At 53.9% G+C, this 25,982-nt stretch carries 22 protein-coding genes and 1 riboswitch; of the genes, 12 read left to right on the top strand and 10 right to left on the bottom strand.

Translation table 11 applies throughout. The features are described 5' to 3' along the window. The first annotated feature begins 225 nt into the window (after positions 1 to 225). Genes IDH45_RS19360 through IDH45_RS19350 form a run of 3 tightly spaced genes read left to right on the top strand, consistent with a single transcriptional unit; the run spans position 226 to position 4,868 of the window. Positions 226 to 1,803, top strand: coding sequence for a methyl-accepting chemotaxis protein (locus IDH45_RS19360; RefSeq protein ID WP_190929772.1), 1,578 nt, complete (start codon positions 226 to 228; stop codon positions 1,801 to 1,803). 20 nt (positions 1,804 to 1,823) lie between these two features. Beyond that, the gene (locus tag IDH45_RS19355) at positions 1,824 to 2,249 is read left to right on the top strand and encodes a chemotaxis protein CheW (RefSeq protein WP_190929771.1); all 426 of its coding nucleotides are present in this window, start codon (positions 1,824 to 1,826) and stop codon (positions 2,247 to 2,249) included. Between the two features lie 54 nt (positions 2,250 to 2,303). Further along, positions 2,304 to 4,868 carry a chemotaxis protein CheW gene (locus IDH45_RS19350; protein ID WP_190929770.1) on the top strand — a complete coding sequence of 855 codons (2,565 nt, stop codon included), beginning with the start codon at positions 2,304 to 2,306 and terminating at the stop codon, positions 4,866 to 4,868. Positions 4,869 to 4,948: 80 nt separating this feature from the next. Here the strand turns inward: IDH45_RS19350 and IDH45_RS19345 are convergent, their stop codons facing one another. Continuing rightward, positions 4,949 to 5,938: a LacI family DNA-binding transcriptional regulator gene (locus IDH45_RS19345; protein WP_190929769.1), complete on the bottom strand. Its 990-nt coding sequence runs from the start codon at positions 5,936 to 5,938 to the stop codon at positions 4,949 to 4,951. Between the two features lie 337 nt (positions 5,939 to 6,275). Between IDH45_RS19345 and IDH45_RS19340 the strand changes: the two genes are divergently transcribed. Together IDH45_RS19340 and IDH45_RS19335 are read left to right on the top strand one after the other, a co-directional pair. Continuing rightward, positions 6,276 to 7,592, top strand: coding sequence for an ABC transporter substrate-binding protein (locus tag IDH45_RS19340; protein WP_190929768.1), 1,317 nt, complete (start codon positions 6,276 to 6,278; stop codon positions 7,590 to 7,592). Between the two features lie 81 nt (positions 7,593 to 7,673). Beyond that, positions 7,674 to 9,908: a hypothetical protein gene (locus IDH45_RS19335; protein WP_190929767.1), complete on the top strand. Its 2,235-nt coding sequence runs from the start codon at positions 7,674 to 7,676 to the stop codon at positions 9,906 to 9,908. Positions 9,909 to 10,001: 93 nt separating this feature from the next. Here IDH45_RS19335 and IDH45_RS19330 read toward each other — a convergent pair whose 3' ends face one another. The 5 genes from IDH45_RS19330 to IDH45_RS19310 form a co-directional block, all read right to left on the bottom strand. Continuing rightward, the gene (locus IDH45_RS19330; RefSeq protein WP_223836801.1) at positions 10,002 to 10,895 is read right to left on the bottom strand and encodes a C40 family peptidase; all 894 of its coding nucleotides are present in this window, start codon (positions 10,893 to 10,895) and stop codon (positions 10,002 to 10,004) included. A gap of 4 nt (positions 10,896 to 10,899) precedes the next feature. Continuing rightward, positions 10,900 to 11,045, bottom strand: a riboswitch (cyclic di-AMP (ydaO/yuaA leader). 110 nt (positions 11,046 to 11,155) lie between these two features. Next, positions 11,156 to 11,857, bottom strand: coding sequence for a hypothetical protein (locus IDH45_RS19325; protein ID WP_190929766.1), 702 nt, complete (start codon positions 11,855 to 11,857; stop codon positions 11,156 to 11,158). Positions 11,858 to 11,949: 92 nt separating this feature from the next. Further along, entirely contained in the window at positions 11,950 to 12,081 is a 132-nt protein-coding gene (locus IDH45_RS19320; protein WP_190929765.1) for a cyclic lactone autoinducer peptide, read from the bottom strand. An 8-nt stretch (positions 12,082 to 12,089) separates the two neighbouring features. Then, the gene (locus tag IDH45_RS19315; RefSeq protein ID WP_190929764.1) at positions 12,090 to 12,617 is read right to left on the bottom strand and encodes an accessory gene regulator ArgB-like protein; all 528 of its coding nucleotides are present in this window, start codon (positions 12,615 to 12,617) and stop codon (positions 12,090 to 12,092) included. A gap of 1,001 nt (positions 12,618 to 13,618) precedes the next feature. Then, a complete protein-coding gene (locus tag IDH45_RS19310) occupies positions 13,619 to 14,494 on the bottom strand; it encodes an AraC family transcriptional regulator (RefSeq protein WP_190929763.1) in 876 nt (291 codons plus the stop codon). Positions 14,495 to 14,709: 215 nt separating this feature from the next. On the opposite strand from IDH45_RS19310, the gene IDH45_RS19305 reads away from it, so the two are divergent. From IDH45_RS19305 to IDH45_RS19290, 4 genes are all read left to right on the top strand, one after another. Next, a complete protein-coding gene (locus IDH45_RS19305) occupies positions 14,710 to 15,588 on the top strand; it encodes a phytanoyl-CoA dioxygenase family protein (protein ID WP_190929762.1) in 879 nt (292 codons plus the stop codon). Positions 15,589 to 15,776: 188 nt separating this feature from the next. Beyond that, on the top strand, positions 15,777 to 16,316 hold the full coding sequence (locus tag IDH45_RS19300) for a DUF420 domain-containing protein (protein WP_190929761.1): 540 nt from the start codon (positions 15,777 to 15,779) through the stop codon (positions 16,314 to 16,316). Positions 16,317 to 16,473: 157 nt separating this feature from the next. Beyond that, the gene (locus IDH45_RS19295) at positions 16,474 to 16,833 is read left to right on the top strand and encodes a PadR family transcriptional regulator (protein WP_190929760.1); all 360 of its coding nucleotides are present in this window, start codon (positions 16,474 to 16,476) and stop codon (positions 16,831 to 16,833) included. Continuing rightward, entirely contained in the window at positions 16,820 to 17,839 is a 1,020-nt protein-coding gene (locus tag IDH45_RS19290) for an HAAS signaling domain-containing protein (RefSeq protein WP_190929759.1), read from the top strand. The genes IDH45_RS19295 and IDH45_RS19290 overlap by 14 nt, the downstream gene beginning before the upstream one ends. Here the strand turns inward: IDH45_RS19290 and IDH45_RS19285 are convergent. Further along, positions 17,836 to 18,780, bottom strand: a complete 945-nt coding sequence (locus IDH45_RS19285) for a helix-turn-helix transcriptional regulator (RefSeq protein WP_190929758.1) — start codon at positions 18,778 to 18,780, stop codon at positions 17,836 to 17,838. The two genes, IDH45_RS19290 and IDH45_RS19285, sit on opposite strands and share 4 nt — an antisense overlap. 79 nt (positions 18,781 to 18,859) lie before the next feature. Next, entirely contained in the window at positions 18,860 to 20,398 is a 1,539-nt protein-coding gene (locus IDH45_RS19280; RefSeq protein WP_190929757.1) for an MFS transporter, read from the bottom strand. Between the two features lie 220 nt (positions 20,399 to 20,618). On the opposite strand from IDH45_RS19280, the gene IDH45_RS19275 reads away from it, so the two are divergent. Then, positions 20,619 to 20,933 carry a hypothetical protein gene (locus IDH45_RS19275; protein ID WP_190929756.1) on the top strand — a complete coding sequence of 105 codons (315 nt, stop codon included), beginning with the start codon at positions 20,619 to 20,621 and terminating at the stop codon, positions 20,931 to 20,933. Positions 20,934 to 21,054: 121 nt separating this feature from the next. Here IDH45_RS19275 and IDH45_RS19270 read toward each other — a convergent pair whose 3' ends face one another. Together IDH45_RS19270 and IDH45_RS19265 are read right to left on the bottom strand one after the other, a co-directional pair. Continuing rightward, the gene (locus IDH45_RS19270) at positions 21,055 to 21,234 is read right to left on the bottom strand and encodes a hypothetical protein (RefSeq protein WP_190929755.1); all 180 of its coding nucleotides are present in this window, start codon (positions 21,232 to 21,234) and stop codon (positions 21,055 to 21,057) included. A gap of 275 nt (positions 21,235 to 21,509) precedes the next feature. Next, positions 21,510 to 23,174 (bottom strand): FAD-dependent oxidoreductase, encoded by a 1,665-nt coding sequence (locus IDH45_RS19265; protein WP_190929754.1) that lies wholly within the window; start codon positions 23,172 to 23,174, stop codon positions 21,510 to 21,512. A 327-nt stretch (positions 23,175 to 23,501) separates the two neighbouring features. Between IDH45_RS19265 and IDH45_RS19260 the strand changes: the two genes are divergently transcribed. Both IDH45_RS19260 and IDH45_RS19255 read left to right on the top strand, forming a co-directional pair. Continuing rightward, complete coding sequence (locus tag IDH45_RS19260; RefSeq protein ID WP_223836800.1) at positions 23,502 to 25,637, top strand: PrsW family glutamic-type intramembrane protease; 2,136 nt, start codon at positions 23,502 to 23,504, stop codon at positions 25,635 to 25,637. After that, positions 25,637 to 25,966 carry a hypothetical protein gene (locus IDH45_RS19255; RefSeq protein WP_190929753.1) on the top strand — a complete coding sequence of 110 codons (330 nt, stop codon included), beginning with the start codon at positions 25,637 to 25,639 and terminating at the stop codon, positions 25,964 to 25,966. Before IDH45_RS19260 ends, IDH45_RS19255 begins: the two co-directional genes overlap by 1 nt. Positions 25,967 to 25,982 lie beyond the last annotated feature (16 nt).

Below are 25,982 nucleotides of genomic sequence, written 5' to 3'. Positions count from 1 at the left end.
TATCAGAATCAAACCAACAGAATCGATCTGACCGACCAATCGGCCGCCCTAACAGGGCGGCTTTTGCTTTGTCTATAGGAATCGGTTCCTGTATTTTTGTGTCGAATCATGTCTATTTATGAGAATAGGTGGGGATATGTTTCCTATGCCGTTTCCCCCACAATTACAGGTAGATGAACTTGGCATTCCATTCCAAAATTCATCAATACCGGGAGGTTGTAATCTATGAATTGGACCGTGGGCAAAAAATTGTACGCAGGCTTTATTTTCATCCTGCTTATTATGGGATCGATCGGGTGGATGTCGTTTTCCAATATGGGTTCGATGAACGAAAGCTCCAAACAGATCACCAGCTTTTGGATGCCCGGCGTGGAGGCGATCAACCGGCTCGATTCCCGCATTCAAGACGTTCAAGCCGCCATGCTGAAGCATATTATCAGTCTGACCGCCGAAGAAATGACTGCGGCCGAGAAGGAGCGCGCCACCGCGATCGAAGCCATTCACAACGAGTATACCTACTACGAGAAATCGCTTATTTCCGAGGAAGACCACCGGCAGTTCAATTCGCTCAAGTCGGAAGTCGAAGTCTGGCTCGCCCATACCGAGAAGACGCTTAAGGCAAGCCAGGCAGGTAACGACAGCGAAGCGATCCGCTTGTTTAACGAAGGTCAGGTGTTAAAGGAACGGCTCAACAAGCCACTGGACGAGCTGGTTCACTTCAATTCCGAAGGAGCCAAGCAGGCAAGCGCCGAATCGGATCAAACCTATAACAGCGGGCTTCTCTTAACGTCCTTACTCCTTGCCGGCGGCCTCCTGGTCGGACTCGGAACGGCGTTTCTCCTGACCCGCGCCATTACGAGACCGCTCCAGGCCGCTACTCGCAACATTAAGGAAGTCGCTTTGGGCAATTTGACTATCGAACCTCTAAACGCCGGAGGAAAAGACGAGATCGCCCAACTGTCGCACTCGTCCGACGAGATGGTGAAAGCTCTGAAGCAACTGATCGGCTCTGTACTCGGCTCTTCCCAGAGCGTAGCGGCCGCCGCTCAGCAAATCTCGGCAAGCACTCAGGAAATCGCCAGCGGAGCTACGAGCCAGGCCGGTTCGGCCCAAACGGTCAACGAGCTGTTCCGCGAGCTGTCGATCGCCATCGACTCCGTGGCGAGAGGCGCCGAATCGGCCGCCTCGCTGTCCACCCAGACCAAGGAAGTCGCCGAGCAGGGCGGTCAGACGATCCGGGCGTCGGTTGAAGCGATCGGCCAGCTCGAGCAGTCCATGGAGAAGCTCCGGGGCGACTCCGATAAGATCGGCCAAATCATCGGCGTGATCGACGATATCGCCGACCAAACCAATCTGCTTGCGCTTAACGCCGCGATCGAAGCCGCCCGCGCCGGGGATCAGGGCAAAGGATTCGCGGTCGTCGCCGACGAAGTGCGCAAGCTGGCCGAGCGAAGCAGCGACGCCACGAAGGAAATCGCCGCCATCATCAAAGGCATGCAGAACAATACGAACGAAAGCGTACACGCCGTATCGAAAGCCGTCGGCCTGTCGCACCAGATCGGCTCGGCCTTCACGAACATCGTTGCCAAGGTTAACGATACGGCCTCGCAGGTGAATGAGATCGCCGCCGCAAGCGAAGAACAAGCCGCCCAAGCGGAGGAAGTGCTGCGCTCGACCGAATCGATCGCCGCTACCAGCGAGGAGGCAGCCTCCGCCGCAGAGGAGACGGCCTCGGCTTCGCAATCGCTCGCCCAGCTGTCGGAAGATCTGAACGAGACCGTATCCGCATTTAAAATCCAATAAAAGGTCGGTGACATCCCACTATGACGGACCCGCTCGCTTCCCGGCAGTTTATCGAGATTCGGATCGGTAACGAACGGCTTGCCCTGCACATCCAAGTCATCCATGAAATCATCCGCGTGCAGCCTGTCACCGCCATCCCGAACGGCAAGCCTTATTTGACCGGCGTAATCAATTTGAGGGGAAAAGTAGCTCCTATCGTAAGTCTGCGCAAACGATTCGGCCTGCCGGAAGTGCCGGATACGAAATCGACGCGTATCGTAGTCGTTAACTATTCCGATTCGGTCGTCGGCCTGACCGTGGACCAGGTGTACCAGGTCACCTCGTTCACCGAAATCCAGCCCCCTCCCGAGCGGTCCGGAGGTACGGACGGCGGGTTTATCGAAGGAATCGGCAAATCGGGCGAGGAACTGGTTGGCATTCTTAGACTCGACCGCGTCCTGCAGTAGCAACAAAGGCGGAAGCGGTAGCGACCGGCTTATAAGCGAGAGGGGGCTAGCAGCATGACAGATCTGAATATGTCCGCTTATCTCGGCATTTTTATGGACGAGATGGACGAACAATCGCAAATTTTAAACGAACAAATTTTGGAGCTGGAACGCGACGGCACGAATATGGAGACGATCGGGCGTATTTTCCGCGCGGCTCATACGTTGAAGGGATCTTCGGCGGCTATGGGGTTCGAACCGCTTAAGGAGCTGACGCACGCGATCGAGAACGTGTTCGACCTGATCCGCAACCGGCAGTTGTCGGTCAATTCCGCCCTGGTTACCGTGCTGTTCCGGGCGATCGACTACATGAAGGTGCTCAAAATCGCCATTATCGAAGACCGGCTGCACGAGACGAATATCGGACCGCTCGTCGCCTTGCTGGAACAGGCGCGGGAATCTACTCCTCCACAGCCGGAAGACGAGCCTTGCGAATCGCCCGCTCCGGCCGCCGAATGGGAGCAGGAGCAGTTGGACGCCCTGCTCTATTACCTGAATCGCGGGTATGACGCCTTCACCGTGCAGATCCGGCTGGAGCCCGAGACGGAGATGAAACAGGCCCGGATGCTGATTATGTGCAACAGCTGTTCCGAGCTCGGACAGATCGTTGCGGCTCAATTGCCCGAAGCCGGAGACGGCAACGACTCCGTCACTGAATTCGCCGTTCTGCTGGCTACCGAGCAAAGCGAAGCCGCCGTCTCGAACGCGATCCGCTGCATGTCGCATGTCCAATCGTTCTGGATCAGCCGGGCGGCCCAGCGGCAGATGTGCGAACCGCCGCAAGGGACGGACATTGCTGCCGACGCCCCCCCAAAAACGGAACCGATAGCGGCGGAACCGGCAGCCGCTCCGGCGGAAGGAGCGGCCCAGCCAAAAAGCGAGTCGAGGATTAAGGTCAACCAAACCGTTCGCGTCGATGTCGACCGGCTGGAGATGCTGCTTAACTTCGTCGGCGAGCTGATCATCGACAACACCCGGCTGATCGAAGTGAAGAACCGGCTCAGCCAGCAGTTCAAAGACCACGGGGATATCGCGGAGCTGGGCGATATCAGCAATCATTTGAACCGGGTCGTCGGCGAGCTTCAGGAAGGCATGATGAAGACGCGGATGCTGCCGATCGAGCAGCTGTTCAACCGGTTTCCGCGGATGATGCGGGATATCGCGATCCAGGCGGGCAAAGAAATCGACTTCGTCATGGAGGGCAAGGAAACCGAGCTGGACCGGACGCTGATCGAAGAGATCAGCGATCCGATCATTCATATTCTGCGCAATGCCGCCGATCACGGGATCGAAAGCCCCGAGGAGCGCGAACGGCTCGGCAAGCCGAGAAAAGGCAAGCTGCTGCTTAAGGCGGCCCATCAGGAAAATCAGATCGTCCTCTCGATCGCCGACGACGGGAAGGGCATCGATCCCCAGCGGATTAAGGAAACGGCGATACGTAAAGGGTTCGTCACCCGCGAGGAAACGGAGAGAATGACCGACAAGGAGCTCATCTTCCTCATCTTCCACTCCGGCATGTCGACGGCTGACAAAGTGACGGATCTGTCTGGCCGCGGCGTCGGCATGGATATCGTGCGTTCGCACATCGAGAAGCTGAACGGGCTGATCGACATCGACTCCACTCCCGGCGAAGGAACCGTTTTTACGATCAAGCTGCCGCTTACGCTTGCGATTATCCGTTCGCTGCTGGTGCAGCTCGGCGCAAGCACCTTTGCCATCCCGTTAGTCAACGTACTCGAGATCGTCCGGTTGCAAACCGGCGATATTCAGACGATTCAAGGTCGCGAGGTGTGCGTCATCCGGGGAACGATCTTCCCGCTCGTCCGGATGCACCGCAAGCTCGGACTGGCAGAGACGGAATGCGGCTCGTCCGGCGACCGGCGGCTGATCGTCGTCGTGCTCGGCATCGCGGACAAACGGGTATGTCTCGTTGTAGACAAAACTCTGGGCAATCAGGAGATCGTTATCAAGTCGCTCGGCAAATTCGTCGGTGAAGTGCCTTACCTGGCGGGGGCGACTATTCTCGGCAGCGGGAAGGTCGCGCTTATTCTCGACGTCGGCTCCATCGTGAAGGATGAGGGCTCCCTGCTACTCACCCGGAATCAGGAGGAACAACGGAAGGAATCGTCCCGGGAACGCGAGACGCAGCTGGTCACCTTCTGTGTCGATACGGAGCAGTATGCGCTCGATATCGCCAAGGTGAAGGAGATCATCACCGTGCCGCCCATCTCCAAATTGGTGGATGCCCCGGCCGGCATGCTCGGCATGATTAATCTGCGGGGAGCCGTACTCCCGGTCTACGACCTGAGACACAGCTTCGGCCTGGCCCGGCAGGAACCGAACGCCCGCTCGCGAATTATGGTGATCGAGTCCGGCCGGCGCGATGTCGGGGTGCTGATCGATCAGGTGATGGAAGTGCTGAAAGTGCGGCAGAGCGATATCGAGATCGCTTCGGAGCATACCGGGATGCAGCCAAGCAGACTGGTGCAGGGCGTGTACAAGCAGCAAGACAGCTTCATCGTTGTGCTGAACATCGACCGCGCCTTGCAGTCGGCGGAACCGGCTGCCGCCGCCTTTTAAGAAATAACCGAAAACTCCAAACAAAAGGCCCTCCGCTTGGTTGAAGCGGCTGGGCCTTTTACCGATTTGTTAGGGGAAGCTCAGCGATTCGCCGCCGGCGGAACGGTAGAGTCGCGAACGACAAGCTCCATTTCCAGCGTCACGGCGCTGGATGGCTCTTTCTCCGATTTGGGGGACAGCAGATGTTCGAGCGTTGTCCGAGCCAGCGATTCCAGATCGGGTCCAACCGTAGTCACAGGCACCTCGAGCGTCTCCCCCATCTCCGGAATGTTATCGTAAGATATAACAGAAACATCGTCCGGGATGCGGATGCCGTATGTTTTGGCGAAGCGGGCGAAGCGGCACAACGTACCGTGAGATTCGACGATCACGGCAGTAGGCTTCGAGCCCGTTGTATTCCGCAATGCCTCGAGCAGCAATTCGTCCGGGAACGGCTTGTATTTGCTCGCCATCACGATAAGCTCAGGCCGGTACTCCAGCTTGCAGTCCAGCATACCCAGCGTATAGCCGATCAGCTTCTCGTTTTTGACGCCGATAAATACGATCGACCGGTGCCCGAGCTCGCTCAAATACCGGACCGCTTTGTGGATCGCTTCCTGCCGGTCTATTGCGATCGAGTGAGCCTGCTCCAGCGGCGCCCCGCCCAAGGACAGGAGAGTCCCGTTGTATAACTCCCGTTCGTTGAGGAAATCAGGCGTCAGCAGCATGCTGTGAAGCCCCCAGATCACCACATGCCGGATCGACAGCCGGTTCATATGATGGAGCGCTTTGTCCGGCGTCGCAGTGGAGACTACGACGGAATACCCCAGCTTGCCCGCCTCTTTTTCCAAAGCGCCTACCGTATGGGGAAATGAAACTCCATTCGCCTGGGGCCAAATGAGACCGATGCACTTGGGAGCCGCGTCCGTCGTTCGCTTCGCGGACGGTAGCTTCACATAGTTCAGTTGCTCAGCGATTGCTTGAATTTTTTGGCGGGTCTGTTCGCTCACTCCGGCCTCATAGTTCAGTGCTTTGGAAACCGTGCTGATCGTAACGTTGGCCGCCTTCGCTATATCTCGGATTGTGGTCATTGGAATCACCTTTTATTCCTTTACTCCTATCTACTATACATCAGCGAAAGAAAAAAAACATCCGGGAGGGAAATAAAGAGAAAATTTTCTTTTATTTTCACGCGCGCCGTCTCAAGCATATGCACCATGTACGACCTAAACCACGCCGCTAACTGTCTTTAAGAAAGAAAACTATTCATACATTTCACGAAAACGAAAAAGAAACAAAATGGAATATTGAAAAACAAAAAGAAAACATGTATAGTTTTCCTCAAGAGGCCCTACGCTCAATCTCAGGAAAGGAGACTTCGTTTCTCAATAAAGAAACCGATTTCTAAAAAATAGGGAGGTTGTACCATTGCCTAAAAAAGTTATAACGACGCTTGCCTTAATCACCGCTCTGTCGGCCTTTACGGCCGCCTGTTCCGGCGAAAACGGGAAAAAGGATGCGGCAGCAGAAGCCGCAGCAAACCAATTTAACCCGAGCGCTCCAGCGGAGCTGGTCGTCTTTTCCCCCAGCGGCGCGACTGAAGAAAGCTTCAACACCCGCTACGGCGATTACTTGAAGAAAAAACTGCCGCACTATACGTTCAAATTCATTCAAAGCAAACAAGGCTCGACGCTGCCCGAGTTAATCGCCGCAGGCGAGAAAATCGACCTCCTTTACCACACGATCGGCAACTACGAATATTCGATATCCCAATACAACCTGCAATACGACATGACCGAGCTGATCAAGACCAACAAGATCGACTTGAACCGATTCGAGCCGACTGTAATCGAAGCGATCAAGCAAGTTTCCGACGGAAAAATGTATGCGCTTCCAGTCAATGTGTTTAATATGGTTTTGTATTATAACAAATCGATTTTCGATAAATTCGGAGTGCCTTATCCGAAAGACGGCATGACCTGGGAGGAAATGCTCGCTATCGCCAAAAAACTGACGAGGAGCGATAACGGCCAGCAATATTACGGCTTCGCTTCCTCTCCGCAGCACATCTTGCGGCTCAATCAATTTTCGCTGCCTACGATCGACGTTGCAACAGGCGCTCCGACCATCAACAAAAACGACAAGTGGAAGCAGTTCTTTCAAACGGTCTATATCGATCCTGCTGCGGATGAGGGCTACCGGTCCTTGAAAAAAATTCCCCCGCTGAACAATTTTACGAAGGAACAAAATGTAGCGATGTGGGCCTTCTTGTCGTCTCACATTTTCGGGGATATCAAAGGTGTGAACTGGGATCATGTCGATATGGTGTCCCTCCCCACATTCAAGGAACTGCCCGGGGTCGGTTCGCAGGCATACCCGTTATATTTCGGCGTTACGAGTCTGAGCAGAAATCCCGAAGCGGCTTTTCACGCACTAATGCAATTAACTTCGGTCGAGTTCCAGACCACCAGCGCCAAACAGGGCAATATGCCGGTTCTTGTCGACGAGTCCATCCGGCAGCAGATCGGCAAGGAGGCCGAGTATCCGGATAAAAATTACAAAGCGCTGTATTTCCATACATTCGCGCCGATTCCTCCCAGACTCCCCTATGATGCGAATCTCGTTCCCACCTATACGGCGCAGACCAACCCGCTGGCGATGGGGACCGCGGATATCAACACGACCTTCCGGAAAATCGAGGAGGCGGCCCAGAAAGTCATCGACGATATTAGAAAGACGAAATAGAAAAGCTTCTGCGTTCCGGCTCTAAAGAAAAGCTTCTGAACGAAGTCACGAAAACGATTCCAACAAAGGAGCGTGTTCCTTTTGTCCAATAAGAAGCTGTCTGACTCTCCCCAACCGTCCATGGCAGGCATAAGCAGGCGCAAGTTGATTACCTCACTCGGTCTGGCGGGAGCGGCTCTGGCTGCCGGGGGAATGTATGCGAACGCTCTGGGCGATCCGATCCCGGAATTGCCCGGCAGCAGGGGCAACGGTTCCGGCGTTGCCGGGCGCTTGCACAGAAGAAGCGGGGCCGGATTGTTGACGGAGCTGGCGAATGCGGATACGATCGACGACTTGCGCGATTTGAGCGGCATGAGCGACGGGGATACCGCCGTTATTACGTCGACCGGCCGCGCCGGCTTCTTTCGATGGAGTTCCGCCGATCTGTCTGCGAACGTCGCGGCTGATCCCCAATCCGGATTATATGTGGCGCCTGCCGGACAAACCGGAAATCTGGGAGCGTGGATTCGAATCATCGAGAACGGCACTTTGCTTCCGCAATATTTCGGGTTTCAAGAAGGAATGAACGCGTCCAACCTGGCTGCCCTGCAAGCGGCGATGAATGCGGCGGCGGCCATCGGGGCGGAACTGTTCGTGCCTGCAGGAACCTACTACGGCAATTTGGAGACGCGTTCGTCGTTCTACGATTACGTGGTGACGGACTTGCCGGATCACTTGAAACTGACCGGTACGCCGAATACGGTATTTACGAACTTTATTTTCAGGGCCCGGCTTCCCCGGAAAGAGAACATTCATCTGAGCACGTTCCGGTTCGGCCATGACTCGATTATGACGATCAGCTACTACCATTTCGACTTGAACGTGAAAAACTTGCGGGTGGAAAATGTCGTACATTTCGACTCTACCGGTTCCGTCAGCCCCTGGATGTTCGTGCGAGAAGGCCCGACCGCTGAACAGCAGCCGGAAAACAACTGGTTCGTCAACTGCGTATATCGGGACCGGACGAATATTCATATCTGGAACGGCAAACATATTTACTTTGTCAATTGTGACTTGCGGAATACGGTGCGCGAAGACGGCATCGTGATCAAGACCCGGAAAGGCCGAGGCCCGGCCCACGACGTCCATGTGATCGGCGGGACCTATGATACGACGACCGGTCCGATGTCCATAGGGACGGAACTGGGCGAAGACGTGTACAACTGTACGGCTGGAGGCTGCACGCTCATTCGACCGGGGTACGTGGCGCTGCTGAAGCCAAACGACTCGGTCACCTCGATCCCGGAGCTTCGGGGCGGGAACATTTACGACATCACCTACCACGACATTCAGCTGCGGGATGTGGACGGCGCGGAATGGATCGGCTTGACGCAAATTCGGGTCAGCGGCGGCTGCACCGTAGAACGGGTCGCGTTCTCAAATATCCGGGGCATCGTCCGGGCCCGCTCCGGCGCCGCCGATTGGCCGATGCTTTTGCTGGCCCAGGTGAACAAGAATTCCTCCGGTACGATACGGGATATTACGTTTGACGGGATCAGCCTGGCGGATCGTCATCCCGGAGCGCTTGCCCCCGGCGACACCGACATCCGCAACGAAATCGCCTCCGGTTATGCCGTGTCGACCTTGGTCACAGTGGACTCATATACACGTTCGATCCATGCGTTATCGAACATCATAGTCCGAAACAGCTATTTCTCGGGCGTGTCCAGACACGGAATCGATTGTACGCTGCCGATCAGCTGGTCCCATGTCACGATTGCCGACTCGTTATTTTCCACCCTTAGTCCGCGAGGACTGCTCCGGGTCGGTAAAGGCAGCGATGTGAAGGCTGAGAGCGTGCGTATAACGAATTGCCTGGAGCCCGCCCGGCTGGTTCAGCGGGATTCGGCGGGTACCGGTACGTTTGAGGCGGTGCGCTTGCCATTATCCAGTCCGATCCGGGTACCCGCTTTGTCCAATTCCGCCGTTCCTGTGAAAGTGTTCGAAAAGACCACCGTGATCCTGCGGATTACAGCGGCACTGGACGACGGGGTGCCTGGCAGCGCAACCGACTATGCGGAGTGGAAATACGCCATTCGCCGGCCGGACGGTACCGTTACAGAGCTGCATGCGCCCAATCAGTACCGGCACACATCGGCAGGCATAGTAACGGGTGAAAGAATCGTAACCTGGGATGCGACGAATGCTCCGGGCCCGTCCAACCAGCTCATGTATGCCGACGCCGGAGATGTGCTTCTGGTAAGCAAAGTCGATATAGGAGCGGGCGCATCGATTCCATCCGGCACCTATGTCGTTGCAGGAATCGAATTGGCTTGACGCCGGCAAAACAAATAACCTCCGTACCCACACCGATTAGGATGTGAGTATTGGAGGTTTTTCCATGGGTTTTGAGGTCCTCGCGCAGGTTCGTTACAGAATGCGCTTGGCCCCGACATATTTGGGCCCCCAGTAGGAGCTGGTTAATGAATCAATTTGGGTTCCGCGGGAAGTCGTAGCCGACACGAACTGGTCGTTGCCCAGATAAATGCCGACATGGGTCGTCACCCGGCCGATGTTTAAAAACACCAGGTCCCCCTTCTTCAGTTCCGTTACCGGCTGACCCGAGTTGTGGAACATATCGCGGGAAGTTCGGGGAAGATCGACGCCGAACTGGTCAAATACGTAATTCACAAAACCCGAGCAATCGAATCCGCTCGGTGTCGTGCCGCCCCAAACATACCGGATGCCCAGCATGTTTTGCGCTGTATCCGTAATCCGGTCGGCGACGGAAGGCGCAGGCGCAGCGGCTAGTGCCTGCACAACCGGAGGGGCATACCAGGCCGGAGCGTGGTACTGGCCGTCCTGACATAAAATTGCGATTCGGTTATCGTTATCCCACTGCATCATAATCCCGAGTGACTCCGATATGAATCGAACCGGAACAAATACCGTCCCGTCCCGGAACAATGCTCCGCTCGTCAGCGGTACGGCCTTGCCGTTTAGCTTGGCCTCGCTTACTCCTGTGGTCAGTTCGACGGTTTTCTGCTTATCGCCTTTCACCGTGACTTCCACTTGCCCGTTCTCCATCTCCCAGTCCATCTGGTAGCCCAGCGACTCGAGGACAGGCCGGATCGGCACGAACGTTTGCCCTTTGTCGTCTATGTAAGGTTGAGCTTCGGGAAACGGGATCAGCTGATCGTTAAGCTGGATCTTTACGCTCTGGTCTGCAGACGGGGTAGACGCGGATGCCGTTCCGCCATGTACAGCCGAGGCGGACATCCAAACAGCACACGACAAAACAACGGTTTTCATCAAAAGCTTCAAACGGTTTTTCCCTCCTGGCGCCTCCGAGGTTAGCTGCCGGGTTAGGGAAGAGGAAACTCCCTTGTCCGCCAAAAGCGCGAACATTCACCCCAAAGTAAATCGTCCCCCGTACCGGATATTCGGTATATCCGGATTCGGCATATTTTGACCCCTCCTCCCTGTTTGACAACAGGTAAAAAAGGGTAAGTGGTTCGGGGTTAGGGTAGCATACCGTTTTCGGCCGGGTCAACCCACAAAAACTTACAAAACGGATCGAACGCTTATATAGAGCGGTTTCTTTCCTTTAAGCGATTGTAGTGGTCGAGCAGTTCTTTTTTGTTTTTTTGGTAGGTGATGTAGAGGGCTAGTATTGCAAGTAAGATAAAGCTTACAAAGAAAAATCCTATCGATTTGTTTTGCAAGAAAAAAACAACCGCTAATTCGAATGTTACAACATTTAATAGCAGTACAATCAAAAGTAACACATATATTTTTCGGGGTTCCGAATTAAAATTAACCCGTTTCTCTATAAAGACAAAGCCTATTCTTTTAGTGGATAGCCAGAACGCGAGCCCACCGTTAACTGCCGCTGTAACGGACTGCACAAGAACGATATCGGCTAAAGAGGTTTTTAATTTTTCAACCGACGTTACACCCATATAATCAAATAACATGATCAGGAACGCTTGAATAATGGCAAGCCCAATGTACCCGAATATACTTAACGTAGCGGCTAACCATAGCTTTACACCAAATAATACTTTAACCAACAGGATGTAAACTACGATCATACCTATCATGGCATACTCTTGACTAATGCCCAAAAAATCCCGTTGATAAATAGAGATCGTTTCTACTATAAGGGCGATACAACCAATCTTGACCCAGTTTTGTAAAATCGGGAATCGAAATAACGTAAATGATAGTAAGCTTAAACTTAAAAACTCAATGGCGCCAAAAAGGAACTTAATTGCCAATTGCAACCCTGATTTACCCCCTTTTTTACTAAGCATGGGTTAGTAGTACCGCGCAAAAATGAAAAAACCCGAAACCTAAGTTTCGGGATCAATTAAACTTACGCTTGTTTTTTTAGTAGTTCAGCCGGAACTTCAGGCTTATGGAAGAACCATGTGCATAAAGGCTGAACGAAAACGTAGGCAAACACGGTCAAAAATCCAGACGCCAATTGAGCCGTGTAACGTTTCATAAGTGAGATCACCTCCTTATCTTGGTATAGGGTAAAATAAGCGTACATTGAGCTATAAAACATACCGCCAAAACATCCGAGTTCCAAAAAAAGTTGCTTGCCACAATGGCAGAAGCTATTAGTTTAAGCAACAGTTTTTTGGAATGCCCAACTCGCAGACGTTCCTCAATGTTTGACGGGGCAAACAACAAAGTTAAGATCAAACTAATAATTGTTAAAACTAGCGTATACTTTTCCAGAGGCAGATGTGGAATGATCGATAGTACCGCTGTCGAAACTACAACGCACACGTCTGATGAACGGAGATGAATCCCTCCACTAAAAAAGCGAAGTATAGCAAAGCTGAATAGTACGAGCATGGTATCCCAAAACTTTCCGGTTACTAATCCTACTGCCATCGTTAAAACAATGGTAGCTAGCGCATTTAGCAGAATCATCAAAGAAAATTTCATTACCTCGACGCTCGATGTCCGCTCAGGATTTGCTTTTTTAATAGTAATAGCCAGTCGATTGGCCGTACGTTCAATCAAATCCATCTCTTCACCTCGCGATTATTTCATTTTCGTCCGTTTGAATTTTTCGTCGATTTCTTTTTTGTTCTTTTTATAGGTAAGGAGTAGTCCAACTGCAGATGCGGCTATGAGAATAATAAGCAGATAGATGAGTTGAGCGTTCTCTTGAAAAGAAACAATAGTCATCTGCATAACCAATATGCCAAATAATAATATACACAACAAGAAAATATTAGGAATTCGATGCTTAGAGTTGAATGATATTCGTTTCTGAAAAAAAACAAATCCTAGCTTTCTAGAGGACATCCAGTACACGAGAGCAGAAATAACAATTGCCGTAATGACCTGCATCATGGATGCATAAAATATCGATTCTCGAAGTAAATCCGAAGATATTAGCTGGGTTCCGATTAAGACTATAACAAGAAGGGTTTGTATAACTCCACCCGCGATATATCCTAATAGACAAATAACAAGCGAGAATAAAATCTGGATATTGAACAGAAATGAAACAAGCAGTGTGAAAGTAATAATAATAACAAGAGCAGCGCTATTCCCCATCCTGAGGTATTCCCACTGAAACAAGGAGACCACTGTGACTGTAAAAGAAACAACCGTTATCTTAGTGAGATTGTATCTGATCGGGATTCGGAACAATGCAAACGATAACATAACCATAGAAAAAAACTCTATTGTCCCAAAAACCAGCTTTATTAACAGTTGTGTGTAGTCGATGTCGATCAACCCCAAATTCTGTCTATTCTAACGTATCTAATACGACAATAGTCGATAAAACTCCTCTTTATTTCCGGAAAATTATATCAATTTTATAAGCCAAATTGCCTGACTTCCTCAATCCGAAAAAATCAGACCTTTTGACTCAGTTTTTCGCAATTCAACCGACAAATCCTGCATATTTCCAAACCAATTCCAAACCAACCTATTGATGCTCCTCCCAACTAGGTACAAAGAACCTAAACCCTGCTCCCAATCACAAGACGAAGCCCGCAATTTCCCTACTCCGTCTAGCAAGGCGACAGCTGCCGCCGCCGGTAAGTCTGCGGAGACACCCCGTAGACGCGCCGGAACAGTCTGGCGAAGTAGGACGGCTCCTCGTAGCCCAGCTTCTCCGCGATCGTATAGATCGGCAGATCGGTCAGGGCGAGCAGGCTGCCCGCTTCTCGCATGCGCGCCGACAACAGATAGCCCATCGGCGTCTCTCCCGTATGCTCCTTAAACAACCGGCACAAATAATTGGGCGTTACGTGCACCGACTGCGCCGCTTCTCCGAGCGTGACGGATCGGTGGCGGTTCGACAGCAGGAAATGCTTGGCCCGTTCGACCGTATCTTCTGCGGTATGTACCGTTTTCTCCGCATGTACGGCGTTGGCTACGATCGTTTCCACCCTGGCGAGCAGATCGATCACCTGAATGGCGAAATGGGCCCGAAGCTGCGGCAGGTCGTACAAATCGAGAATTCGCCGGTAGCCTTCGTCCAGCATCGGCCGGTATCGGGCCGGTACGTCAAGCGGCGCGGAACGCAGCGATTCACTGATGTGAATCGACCGGTTCTCCTCAATCAGATCAAACAAATTCACTTCCGCCGGCTCGTCGTCAGTGCCTCGCAGCACGAACGTGCTCTCCAGATTCAGCAGCGGCCCACGCGTACCGAAGTGAAACTGGTGGGGCTCGTTCGGATTGACGATGTACAGCATGCCCGGCCCAACCTCGGAGGAGGTTTGCCCGACCGTAAACAGGCCGTTTCCCTCCAAAATATACATGATATGAAAAACGGGATGGGCATGCATCGCCCCTTTCACATCGTACCGGCCGCTCATCAGGTTCGTCGTCACATGATCGATTGCATAAGATCTCCCGCCCGCCATCAGCCGGACTTCCATCCGCCTCTCCCCTTTCCAGTGCTCGTCTGGGCCGCACTCGCGTAAGGTATAGTTTCGATGACCGGTTCTGTTTTCCTCCCAGACTGGCCCGCAATCGGGACGGTAGAGCCGACAGGATAATATCGTGCAGGTTCCGGGATAGATTGTTCCTACAACAGACCGGGCCGATTTTTTATACTGAGGGGGAAACGAACCACCCTATAGGAGGAATCGGAATGGCGTTAACGCTTGAGCAAATCATCGACTTTCAAACCAACGGTTATGTCATCGTAGAGGATGTGCTGACAGAGGACGATCTGGGGCCGGTTATCCGCGAAATCGAACGATTGATCGATGAACGGGCGCGTGCTTATCATGCGGATGGGCGGATTACGGAGCTGCATGAAGACGAACCGTTCGAGCGCCGGTTTGCCCTGCTGCATGCCCAATGTCCGGACATGAACCGCGGCTTCGACATTATGCAACTGCTGGGGCGCGAGATGTTCGCCTTTCTGACCAATCAGCGGCTGCTCGATATCGCCGAATGTTTGCTCGGACGGGAGCTGTCCTGCAATCCGATCCAGCATTTGCGGTCGAAGATGCCCTGGAAAGGCGAGGGCGAGCAGTCAGCCGGCATGGAGAACGTCCCTTGGCATCAGGATGCCGCCGTTACGTCCCCCGATTCGGAGGCGTCCGAAATGATTACGTTCTGGCTCCCTCTGGTCGACGCGACAAAGGAAACCGGCTGCATGGAGATCATACCCGGCGCTTTTAAAGGCGGCTATCTGAAGCATCAGGCCGAAGGCGGCACCACCATCGTCAAGGAGCTGCTGCCTTCCGATCCGCCGATTACCGCGGAGTGCCGCAAAGGCGGGATCGTCATCATGAACAAATATACGCCGCACCGGGGAACGTCCAACCGTTCGGATATCGTGCGCTGGTCGCTCGACCTCAGGTATCACAAAACCGGCGCCGCCTCCGGCCGCGACTTCCATCCTTCGTTCGTCGCCCGCAGCGCCAGTCGTCCGGAGAGCGTGCTGGGCGACTATGAAGTCTGGCGCACCCTATGGAAAGAGGCGCTTGCGAAGCCGGCGCAGAAAGCCCACCGGGTGTAACGACAGCAAGCCGCGCACCTTGCCTCAGGCGTCCTTAAGCTCCGGCAGCCGCTCCCCGCGGTGACCGGAGCTTTGCTGCTTTCGCAGCCCGCGAACGTTCACAGAAGCGTCGTTGACACGGTCCAGGCACAAGTTTAAGATAACGGTAACCGGCCATCAGAACCGCTCACTTGGAAAGGAGCCCGGACATGAAACGATCGAAAAACGCCGGTCAGGAGCGCTTGATTACGATTATCGTCGTCGCTTTGACCGTGATCATTAACGGCATCGTGCTCGCCTTGCTGTTTATGCCGCAAATGGGCGACGCCAGTAAAGATTACACCTATTTGCCCAAGTTTAACGCGATACTGAACGGGTTCACCTTCGTGTTTCTCGTGTTGGCGCTGATCATGATTATCCGTAAAAACATCGTCTGGCACCGAAACTTTATATTTGCCGCTTTTACATCGACCGCCTTCTTCCTGGTGTCGTATCTTACCTACCACTCTTTGTCCGAATCGACTTCGTACGGCGGCAGCGGAGTATTGGCGGGCCTTTATTATTTCATCCTGATCACGCACATCGTACTGGCCGCCGTCATTGTGCCCCTTGCTTTATTTACGCTGGCCCGCGGTCTTCAGATGAACGTGCCGAAGCACCGCAAGCTGGCCCGGTGGACGATGCCGATCTGGTTGTATGTCAGCTTGACGGGCGTGCTCGTCTACTTGATGATTTCGCCTTATTATTAAATATACGGGTAGTTGAATCCATCCCTTCGTCAGATCGTTAACCGATCCGACGGGGGATTTTTTTATGCGAACATCAATAATATTATGAAATATATGATATTATACTATTTACAATAGTGTGTGTCGTACAGTATGATAACAACAGGAGCTGATACCAATGAAGGAACTTACGGAGACGATTAACGGATTAACCCAAGAGCTTCGGCGAGGAACGATTATTATCGGCGTGCTCAGTTTATTGTCCGAACCGCAGTACGGCTATTCGCTGGTTACCGTGCTGGAGGAGAACGGGATTAACGTCGACCCGGGTACCCTGTACCCGCTCTTGCGCCGACTCGAGAAGCAGGAACTGCTTGAGAGCAGCTGGGACACGAATGAAGCCCGCCCCCGGAAATATTATGTGCTCAGTCCCGCCGGGAAAGAAGTGTACGAACAGCTGTGCCTGGAATGGAAAAGCCTGAGTGTCAGTATCGAAAGCTTGATTGGCGGAGGGGGAAACAACGATGGAATTGGTTAAAAGATACATCTACGCAGTAACGCACAAGCTGCCTGAAGCGCAGCGGGCGGATATCGAAAAGGAGCTTCACGGATTAATCGAGGATATGCTGGAGGAGCGCATCCAGGGCGGGGAGCCGACCGAGAAGGATGTGGAGGAAGTCCTCCTCGAGCTGGGCCATCCGCGCAAGCTGGCCGACCAGTACCGGGGATATAAGCAGTATCTGATTAGCCCGGCACTGTTCCCGACCTATGTGTCGATTCTCAAAGTCGTTCTGTTCGCAATCGGAATCGCCATGACCGCCGTATTCGGCATCGAGACGTTTATGGACCCGGCCAACGTGCTCGACCATTTTGTCGGCAATCTGTTTTCTTTCATTAATGCGTGCTTTCAGGGCTTCACCTGGGTCACGGTGGTCTTCGGCTTTATCGACTATGCCGGTGTCCGCAAGGAGAAGCTGGGAATCAAAGAAGACGCCTCCTGGAAACCGTCCGAGCTGCCTCCCTTGCCCGATTCCCGGACCCGGATCAGCCGTGCCGATCCGATTGCCAGCATTATCTTTACGATTCTGTTCACGGTATTGTTTACCTTCTCTATCGGACTGCTTGGCATCTGGAGATTTCCATCGGAAGGCTCGTCGATCGTGGTGCCGTTCTTTAATGAAGAAGTGTTCCGGACGTTTCTTCCGTTTATCTGGGCTTTGCTCGCCGGCAGCGTGCTGCTGGATTGCGCCAAGTTTATCTTCGGCAGATGGACCACCAAGCTGATCGCCGCCGATATCGTGATTCATCTGCTTCATTTTGTGCTTGCCTTGGCAATGTTCTCCGACGCGTCGATCTGGAATCCCGATTTCTTGGCTCAGTTGGCCGACAGCGGGTTGGCGCCGATCGGCAGCGAAGCTTACGAGTTGGCGAGCTCCATTTGGAATCGGGCTACGGAAAGCTTGCTTTCTCTGATCGGGATCGTCGTTGCCGTTCAAGTGATTGCTTCTGTTGTAAAAGGCTACAAGATTAAAGACGTTTGCTAGGAGGATGGATACAAAGCCGCTATTTCGAGCGCCGTGCGGCGTACGGCTGCGGCCAGATGGGCAGGCTCCAGTATAAGCACTTCGGTACGGAAACGGAGCAGGAACCCGATCATCCACTTTTCGTCAGGCAGGGCAGTCCGGACCAGGAGCGATCCGTCCGGCTGCTTTTCGATTTCTTTCTCGTCGAAATAGTCCGATGCATGTACTTTGGATTCTCCCGTAAACCGCAGAACAAGATCGACCGTACGCTCGGTCCGGGGCGCCGTCCACCGCTCGTTCAGCATCGACAGCGTCATCGCCCGGCGCTCGAACGATTCCGGCTGAACCTCCAGGGTCCGGATGCGGGACAGCTTGAAGATCCGGTAATCCTCGCGGCTCAAGCAATAGCCGTGCAAATACCAGGAGTAGCTTTTAAGAGCGAGCCCCATAGGCTCGACGAGGCGCTCGGTCTCTTCCCCTTTGCCGTCGGTGTAGGCGAAGCTTATCAGCTTTTTGTCTTGGACGGCTTTTTGCAGCGATTCGTACTTGGTCCGTTCCGCGCCGTTATTTCTCCAAGGGGTCAGATCGATCAGAATCTGGTCGCCGTCTGCGAACCGATCCTGCTCCGCTTGCGACACCAGCGCGCCGACCTTATCGAGCAGCCGGTCCATATTGGCGGGGGTCGGCGCCTGCGTCGACTGGAGACCCCGCAGGGCGGTGCATAACACGATCAGCTCATCGAGCGACAACATTTGACGATCCAGGCGAAAGCTCTCCATAATTTCATAGCCGCCTTCCGTTCCCGTATAGGACACGATCGGAATGCCCGCGAGGCTGAGCGACTCCAGGTCGCGGTATATCGTGCGCAGCGATACTTCCAGCCGCTCGGCAAGCTCCTGCGCCTGCACCCGTTTACGGTTCAGTAATAAGATGGTGATGGCCATCAGCCGTTCCAGTTTCATTCAGCGAACCTCCAGCTGCGGAGAATAGTACATTCATCATACCTGATTTTCCCCGACAGCTGTATGTCAGGATCGGGTCTTAATGCGAAGCGGCGTATTCGTCCGCCTGCGAGGACGGGTCGAGCTTCTCCCGGCTCATGATAAACGCCGCGGCCACCGCGAGCACGGCAGGGATCAACGTCCAGGCGAACGTCGAAGCGATCGAGGAAGACAGTCCTTCGGTGATCAGGCTGAGCGCCTTCTGGTCCATCGTCTGGCGAATTGCGGGATTTAACAGGACATACGGATCGCCGAAGTTGATACCTGCCGGCATATTCGCCGCGTCGCCGCCTCCGAATGCGCTCGTCAGTTTGCCCGTGAGCGAATGGCTTTGGATGATGCCGAAAATCGTAATGCCGAGCGTCATGCCGAGCGAACGGTTGAAGTTCAGCGTCGACGTGGCGGCTCCCCGCTGTGCGGCCGGGAACGTATGGATCGCGGCGCTGCTGAGCACCGAGAAGGACGCCCCGATGCCGAGTCCTACCAGAATCATATAAATCGTCATCAGGAATCGAGGCGATTCCGCCGACATCGCAGCCAGCAGCGCAATCCCGCCGACCAGAATCACGAGCGTCGGAATCAGGATCGTCCGATACGGCAGTTTGGACATCAGAAATCCGCCCACCGTCGCCGTCACCACCGAGCCGACCATCATCGGAAGCAGGACAAGCCCCGCGTTCGTCGCCGTGCCTCCCAGCACACCCTGAATATAGATCGGGATGAACATCGAGGCTGTCATAAACGAAGCTCCGCTAAGCATGGCGACCAGGTTGCTCGTCGTATAGAGACGGCTGCGGAACATCCGGAACGATATGATCGGTTCGGCCGCTCTTCGCTCCACCACAATAAGCAGCACGACGAGAATGGCAAATCCCGTGAACAAACCTCCGATTTGCAGCGAACCCCAAGCGTACACTTTGCCTCCCAGTTCGATCGCGAACATCAGACAGACAATCGCACCCACCAGCAAAAACGCGCCCAGAAAATCGATCTTTTGCTTGGAATGCTCCTTGGACTCCTTGTAGAAAAACGCGATGAAGACGAAAGCAATCAAACCGAGCGGCAAATTGATGTAAAAAATCCATCCCCAATGAAGGGAGTCGGTGATGTACCCTCCGAGCAGCGGAGCCGCAATGCTGGACAAGCCGAATAAAGCGCCGAACATGCCGGTCATCTTGCCGCGGTTCTCCGGCGCCACGACGTCGAACATAATCGTGAACGCAATCGACACCATCGCGCCGGCGCCGATTCCCTGAATCCCTCTATACAGGCTGAGCTGCACGATCGATTCCGCCATTCCGCATAAAGCGGAGCCGATCATAAAGACGATAATTCCGAAAATGAAAAACCGTTTGCGCCCGTACATATCGGACAGTTTCCCGAAGATCGGCATGCCCGCCATCTCCGCAATCATGTAAGCGGACGTCGCCCAGACGAATTTGTCCAGACCTCCGATCTCCCCGACGATCGTCCCCATCGCAGTCGCCACGATCGTATTGTCCATCGAAGCCATCAGGATGGCGAGCAGAAGCCCCGCGATGATTACACCCAGATTGTTTTTCGCTTTTGTTTTGGTCATTGGAAGGTTCCCGTTCCTTTCTTTGTTTCAGGTAATGTGAATCCGAATCTGTAATCATCATAACGTTTCGTTGTTGACAACTGTGTGTCAGGAACGAAAGACGGCTTCATAAAAGCGTTTGAAACTCTTCCTTTTTTTAGGTCGTTAATATTAATGTGGGCGAAATGATTGCATTCAAATAAGTAGTGGTATCGATTACTTATAAGAGGTGTGTGTATCCATGAAAAGTAAAAAGCGAATTGTCACTGGGATCGTTGTTTCCCTCTCGCTCGTTTTGGCAATTGTAGGGTACCAGATTGCAGATCGACGGATCGTTGCAGAAGTAAAATCTTCCGAAGCCAACGTGAAGTTGTACGATAATGCTAAATACATCCTATTTCTCAACTGGTCCGAGCAACGAAACGCTTACTGGATTCATGCATTATATCAGGGTAAGATCAATATAGACGGTAAAGATTTAAGAGAAAGAGACCTTTATCTGCATGATGATGGATTCAAAAAATTGAAAGATAGTGCTTTTAATAACCTGAAGTAGTTTATACTACAAACATTCGCCTCTAACCCCACACATAGAGTGGGGTTAGAGGCTACTACTGTATACACCGTTTCTGCCACCTATGCCGGGCAGTCCCCCCTTCAAGAAAAGACATATCACGTCATCCTGCATCCTCACAGACGTCCGCCTCGTTCCCTTCCGACAGTCCGCCTGGACGAACCCGGCTCGGCCGGGCACTTTCCTGCTTCTGCCGGGAAAATTGCTGATGGACTTGTTCGAGAACAGCCGGATCCAAACCTAACTGTTCCATAACTTTCACGATATCGATATTCATTTTCATACCAAGCCTGTCTCTCCTTCTGATCCGCATCAGGTCGCGCCCATTGGTTGTGTATCCCATTTTATCAAATCAAAAGGATCCCACCTATTATCCCTTCGGATACAAATTCGCTCTCCCGGCGGATCGTTGCGGTAGTTGTACAGCTGCCGTCCACGATGAAGAAGAATGGTTGCGCCCGGCCGGACGATGTAAAGAAACGAACCTCCGCTCCCCGCCGATTGGCGGGCCGGAGGTTCGTTTTCTTTACATGTCCCGGTTCAAGCTTTGGCCGCGTTTTATCGTCCCCGCTTCCCGGCCGCATACCGGGACATCGCGTACGTTCTGTAGCCGCCGGTTACGTTTTTGACCCGATATCCGTGCTGGGTCAATATTCGGGAAGCGACATGTCCCCTCACGCCGACGGCGCAATAGGCGTAAATCTCTTTGTCCGGATCCAATTCGTGCATCCGGCTGCGCAGCTCGTCGACCGGAATATGGACGGCCCCTTCGATATGCCCTTTGTCGTATTCGGCTTTCGTTCTTACGTCGAGAACGATCTGCTCGCCTTCTTTTCTCTGATCCACATCCTTATACGTAACTACCTCGGTCAACCCGCCCAGTATATTTTCCGCCAAGTATCCCGCCATATTCACCGGGTCTTTGGCCGACGAGTACGGCGGCGCGTAAGACAGCTCCAATTCGGCCAAGTCGTACACCGTTCCGTCCAAGCGTTGTACCGTGGAGATTACGTCCATCCGTTTATCCACGCCCTCCGAGCCGAACGCTTGCGCGCCCAGCAGCTTGCCCTGTCCATTAAACAGCAGCTTGATCGCGATCGGAGCGGCGCCGGGATAATAGGCGGCATGAGAATTCGGGTGCACGTACAGCACGTGGTACGGGATTCCCAGACGCATCAGCGTCCTCTCACTGTTACCGGTACTGGCGCCGGTCAGGCCGAATATTTGAATAATGGCGGTTCCTTGCGTTCCTTTGTAAGCTGATTCCAGACCGCATATATGATCCGCGGCGATTCTGCCCTGCTTGTTAGCAGGTCCCGCCAGCGGTACGGCCATCACGCTGCCGTTCACGTAATCGATGACCTCTACCGCGTCTCCTACCGCATAGACGCCTTCTTTATTCGTCTGCATAAACCCGTTTACTTGGATATGGCCGCGCGGTCCGAGCCCGATACCCGAATCTTTCAGGAATCCCGTATCCGGAGTGACGCCGATCGCCAGAATGACCATATCGGCGGGTAGAGCCGTTCCGCTGTCCAGCAACACCTCGATCCCTTGATCGCGCTCCCGGAATGTCCGCACACCGTCACCGAGGTACAGCACCACGCCATGGTCCTCCAGCTCCTTCTCGGCGAAAGCGACCATCTCCGAATCGAAGGGAGCAAGTATATGAGGAGCGGCCTCCACCAAGGCGACCTCCAATCCCCTCTGCCGCAAGTTCTCAGCCATCTCCACTCCGATAAAGCCGCCTCCGACTACAATCGCGCTTTTCACGTTCTGCTGATCGACATGAGCTTTGATCCGGTCCGTATCCGGAATGTTCCTGAGCGTATAAATAAACCCGTTCTCGATTCCCGGTATTGGAGGTTTTATCGGCTTGGCGCCGGGAGACAGGACCAAGAAATCGTACGATTCCTCGTAGATTCCCTTATCCGCGCTGCGGACCTCTACCCGCTTCCGCTCCGGATCGACCCGGATCACTTCGCTGTGGGTCCGGACGTCAAGGTTGAATCGGGCCTTCATCCCTTCGGGCGTCTGCACCATCAGCTTGGACCGCTCCTGAATCGTCTCCCCGATATAATAAGGCAGACCGCAGTTGGCGAATGAAATGTATCCGTCCCGCTCGAACAATATAATATCCGCATGCTCATCCAGTCTCCTTAGTCTGGCTGCCGCTGACGCACCTCCCGCTACTCCTCCGACGATAAGGATCTTTTTCTTCATTAGGCACTCCCCCAATTATTCCATTTACTCATACGTGTATGGGTATACATTCAGTTTACCCAATTTTCCGCCTTCTGTCCTGTGATTTTGATTACAATTATAGAAACTTTCATGAAGTTAGTGTCTCAGCGCCACCGCGATGCTCCTTGTCCTACCCTGGATTCGGTAATCCCGCCTCATTAAATTAGTCTATATGACTACGATCTTGGCCCTTTTGCCACTTCCTGGCGATTTGCGGCAATCGTTATGATAGGAAGCGAACCCACCTATCACGCTGCAGGCGGGATGTCTGAACCCGCCGTATCCAGCTGGCAAAAGGAGACCGAAATGAATACGATCTGGCACGTTCGCACCGGAATCCGGGATCGGCTTGAATCGATGTACCGGGTTTGCCAAACATGGATTTCGAAATATCCGTTGATCCGGACGGCTTACGCGGTTTGGATGTGGTTTTCGCTGCTCGCCTTCCTCGCCAGCTTGTTTTTCATGAAAGAGTCGCGTACGATGGTTGTTCAGTATTTATGGTCGTTTTATGTGTTGCTGCAATTTTGGTTCTTATGCCGGAGCAAAACGCTGCCGTGGAAGCACACGGTATGGTTCGTGCTCGCCGGTGTGTTCGTAGTCGTGCCGCTGAATACGCTGACCCTTACGACGATCCACGCCATTTTCGGCGGCAAAACGTCGGCTACCTGGTCCGTAGCTGTGGTTACGCCGATTTTCGAGGAATTGTGGAAGCTCCTCCCTTTGGGCTTGTTTGTATTGTTCTCCCGCCGCGCTACATCGTTGAGCTTAACCGACTATGCGCTGATCGGCGGCGCAACCGGCACCGGATTTCAACTGATGGAGGAGCTCACCCGCCGCTGGCTGAATTCCGGCGCCTTGTCGGACAAATACGGCTACAGCTTTACGCTGCTCGGCGGCGAAACGATCCATTGGGACTTCTTCACCCTGTTTCCCGGGTACTTCGAGGAAAGTCTGGCGCCCTCGTTAATGACCGTCGGTCATCCCGTACATACCGCCCTGATCGCGCTTGGCATCGGGATCGCCTGCCGGCTGCGGACCCGGCTGACGAGGTGGGTGTGGCTGCTCCCGGCGCTCCTGCTGCTGTGGGCGATTCTGAATCACGCGGCCTATAACGGCCAGTATAAGCTGCCGGACTGGGTGTTCGTCCTGCACGAATGGATCGGCGACGGGCATACGACTCAGCCCGTATTCCTTATGATGCTGGCCGCAGCACTGGTCGCCGACTATGCGCTGTTGAACAAGGTGCGCAACCGTCTGCCGTCGCTGCCCGGAGAGCGGTTCCTCAACCCGTTCACCGAGCTATGGAACATCGGCTCCTCCCTCTTGCGGGACCGGGGGAAGTTCGTGTACGGACTGGAGTTTTACCGGGGGCGGAGGGAGCTCGGCTTCAACCTGCTGTACGGGAATGAAGAAGCTGCCGGCATACAGGAACACGTGCGGGAGCGGACGAAAGTGTTCTACCAGACGCTGACCGCGGTCGCGATGATCCTCCTCGCCGCCGGACTGTTCGCAGGTTTGGGGACTTATGCCGCCGGTGGCGACACGGCCTGCTTCGCCTGCATGTTCGATTCGCTGCAAAATTGGTGGGATCGGCTCGAATGGTATGAGCAGGCCGGAATCGTCCTTGGCGCGCTCGCGTTGTCCCTGCTGTTCGTCGGGTTCTGGCCGGCGCTCGGCATCGCGATGACGGTGGCGGGAATTGCCGGTAGCGGGCATCAGATCGCCGGCTATATCCGCGACCCGCGGAAGATGCTGACTCCGGAAAATGCGCTCGCTATCGCGACAGGCATCGTGCTCAGCCGAATTCCTTTCGGCAGAGCGCTCGGCTGGCTGGGTCAGAAGGGACGCGCCTATGTGCGCAAGCTCTTAGATCGCATCGGCTCGCGCAAGCCGAAAGCGGACGTTCCGGAGAAGCCTCCGTCAACCGGCAAACATCCGAACGAACCCCGCAAGCCGGATGAGGAGGCTCCGAAAAAGGATAAAACGGAGGAGGAAACCGGCGACGGAGCGCCCCCGACAGGGAAAACCTATAACGAAGTCGAAATAGTCGACCATCGGGGAAGTCCGCTTGGCGAATTTGACGAAATCGATGTAGAAAAAGGGATTTTCTACGAAGACAAAACAGCCAAAGGGCTGGATCGCCTCAATCCGCGGACGGGTCAACCCACGCAGACGCCGCAGCAATTTGCCGACAAGCAAATTCTCGGAAAAACGCGGACGCGTATACAAAACCTGGCCCAAGCCGCCGCGACCCGGCCGACGACCAACGGAACTCCCGAAGTACCCGGTCTGGACCAGATCAAGTCGATCCGCAGCTTCGTATTCCGGCTGGACGGCAATACCCCAGAGCTGCAAAGCGCTGTCGAAAACAGCTTGAACCAGCTGAGACGCGAATTTCCGGATTATACCTTTAACGTTATATTTGGAGGGAAACCATAATGTCCATTAGTGCGTTTGTACCCGATCCCGCCAACGGCTTCGAACGGCAATTCCATATTCCCGTTGCGGCGGAAGCTTTCTTTGCGGAATGCTGGGAGCCAGCCGCAGAACAACTGGGCCTCCAGTGGGTCCCCCTCTTCTCCACCGGCATCGACATCACGAAGGAAGACTTGCCTGCGGTGCTGGATGAACTGGCCCGACTGAAGGAATGGGCTTCGAATCAGTCCGGAGGAGAGCGGATCGCCAAGCTGGCGAGCCGGATCGAATTGCTGCAGGCCGAACTGCCCAAAGCGCTGGAGCGGGACGGGGCTGTCGTCTATATCGGGTAACCTGCGGCCGGTATAG

This window comes from Paenibacillus oceani (assembly GCF_014705615.1).
Classification (GTDB): Bacteria; Bacillota; Bacilli; order Paenibacillales; family NBRC-103111; genus Paenibacillus_AB; species Paenibacillus_AB oceani.
This window is presented reverse-complemented; position numbering and strand designations above follow the sequence as displayed.

Excerpts from the sequence above, each read along its gene's own strand:
- IDH45_RS19360 (WP_190929772.1), top strand. The coding sequence starts at position 226 with ATGAATTGGACCGTGGGCAAAAAATTGTACGCAGGCTTTATTTTCATC.
- IDH45_RS19355 (WP_190929771.1), top strand. The coding sequence starts at position 1,824 with ATGACGGACCCGCTCGCTTCCCGGCAGTTTATCGAGATTCGGATCGGT.
- IDH45_RS19350 (WP_190929770.1), top strand. The coding sequence starts at position 2,304 with ATGACAGATCTGAATATGTCCGCTTATCTCGGCATTTTTATGGACGAG.
- IDH45_RS19345 (WP_190929769.1), bottom strand. The coding sequence starts at position 5,938 with ATGACCACAATCCGAGATATAGCGAAGGCGGCCAACGTTACGATCAGC.
- IDH45_RS19320 (WP_190929765.1), bottom strand. The coding sequence starts at position 12,081 with ATGAAACGTTACACGGCTCAATTGGCGTCTGGATTTTTGACCGTGTTT.
- IDH45_RS19315 (WP_190929764.1), bottom strand. The coding sequence starts at position 12,617 with ATGGATTTGATTGAACGTACGGCCAATCGACTGGCTATTACTATTAAA.
- IDH45_RS19310 (WP_190929763.1), bottom strand. The coding sequence starts at position 14,494 with ATGGAAGTCCGGCTGATGGCGGGCGGGAGATCTTATGCAATCGATCAT.
- IDH45_RS19305 (WP_190929762.1), top strand. The coding sequence starts at position 14,710 with ATGGCGTTAACGCTTGAGCAAATCATCGACTTTCAAACCAACGGTTAT.
- IDH45_RS19300 (WP_190929761.1), top strand. The coding sequence starts at position 15,777 with ATGAAACGATCGAAAAACGCCGGTCAGGAGCGCTTGATTACGATTATC.
- IDH45_RS19295 (WP_190929760.1), top strand. The coding sequence starts at position 16,474 with ATGAAGGAACTTACGGAGACGATTAACGGATTAACCCAAGAGCTTCGG.
- IDH45_RS19290 (WP_190929759.1), top strand. The coding sequence starts at position 16,820 with ATGGAATTGGTTAAAAGATACATCTACGCAGTAACGCACAAGCTGCCT.
- IDH45_RS19285 (WP_190929758.1), bottom strand. The coding sequence starts at position 18,780 with ATGAAACTGGAACGGCTGATGGCCATCACCATCTTATTACTGAACCGT.
- IDH45_RS19280 (WP_190929757.1), bottom strand. The coding sequence starts at position 20,398 with ATGACCAAAACAAAAGCGAAAAACAATCTGGGTGTAATCATCGCGGGG.
- IDH45_RS19275 (WP_190929756.1), top strand. The coding sequence starts at position 20,619 with ATGAAAAGTAAAAAGCGAATTGTCACTGGGATCGTTGTTTCCCTCTCG.
- IDH45_RS19270 (WP_190929755.1), bottom strand. The coding sequence starts at position 21,234 with ATGAAAATGAATATCGATATCGTGAAAGTTATGGAACAGTTAGGTTTG.
- IDH45_RS19265 (WP_190929754.1), bottom strand. The coding sequence starts at position 23,174 with ATGAAGAAAAAGATCCTTATCGTCGGAGGAGTAGCGGGAGGTGCGTCA.
- IDH45_RS19260 (WP_223836800.1), top strand. The coding sequence starts at position 23,502 with ATGAATACGATCTGGCACGTTCGCACCGGAATCCGGGATCGGCTTGAA.
- IDH45_RS19255 (WP_190929753.1), top strand. The coding sequence starts at position 25,637 with ATGTCCATTAGTGCGTTTGTACCCGATCCCGCCAACGGCTTCGAACGG.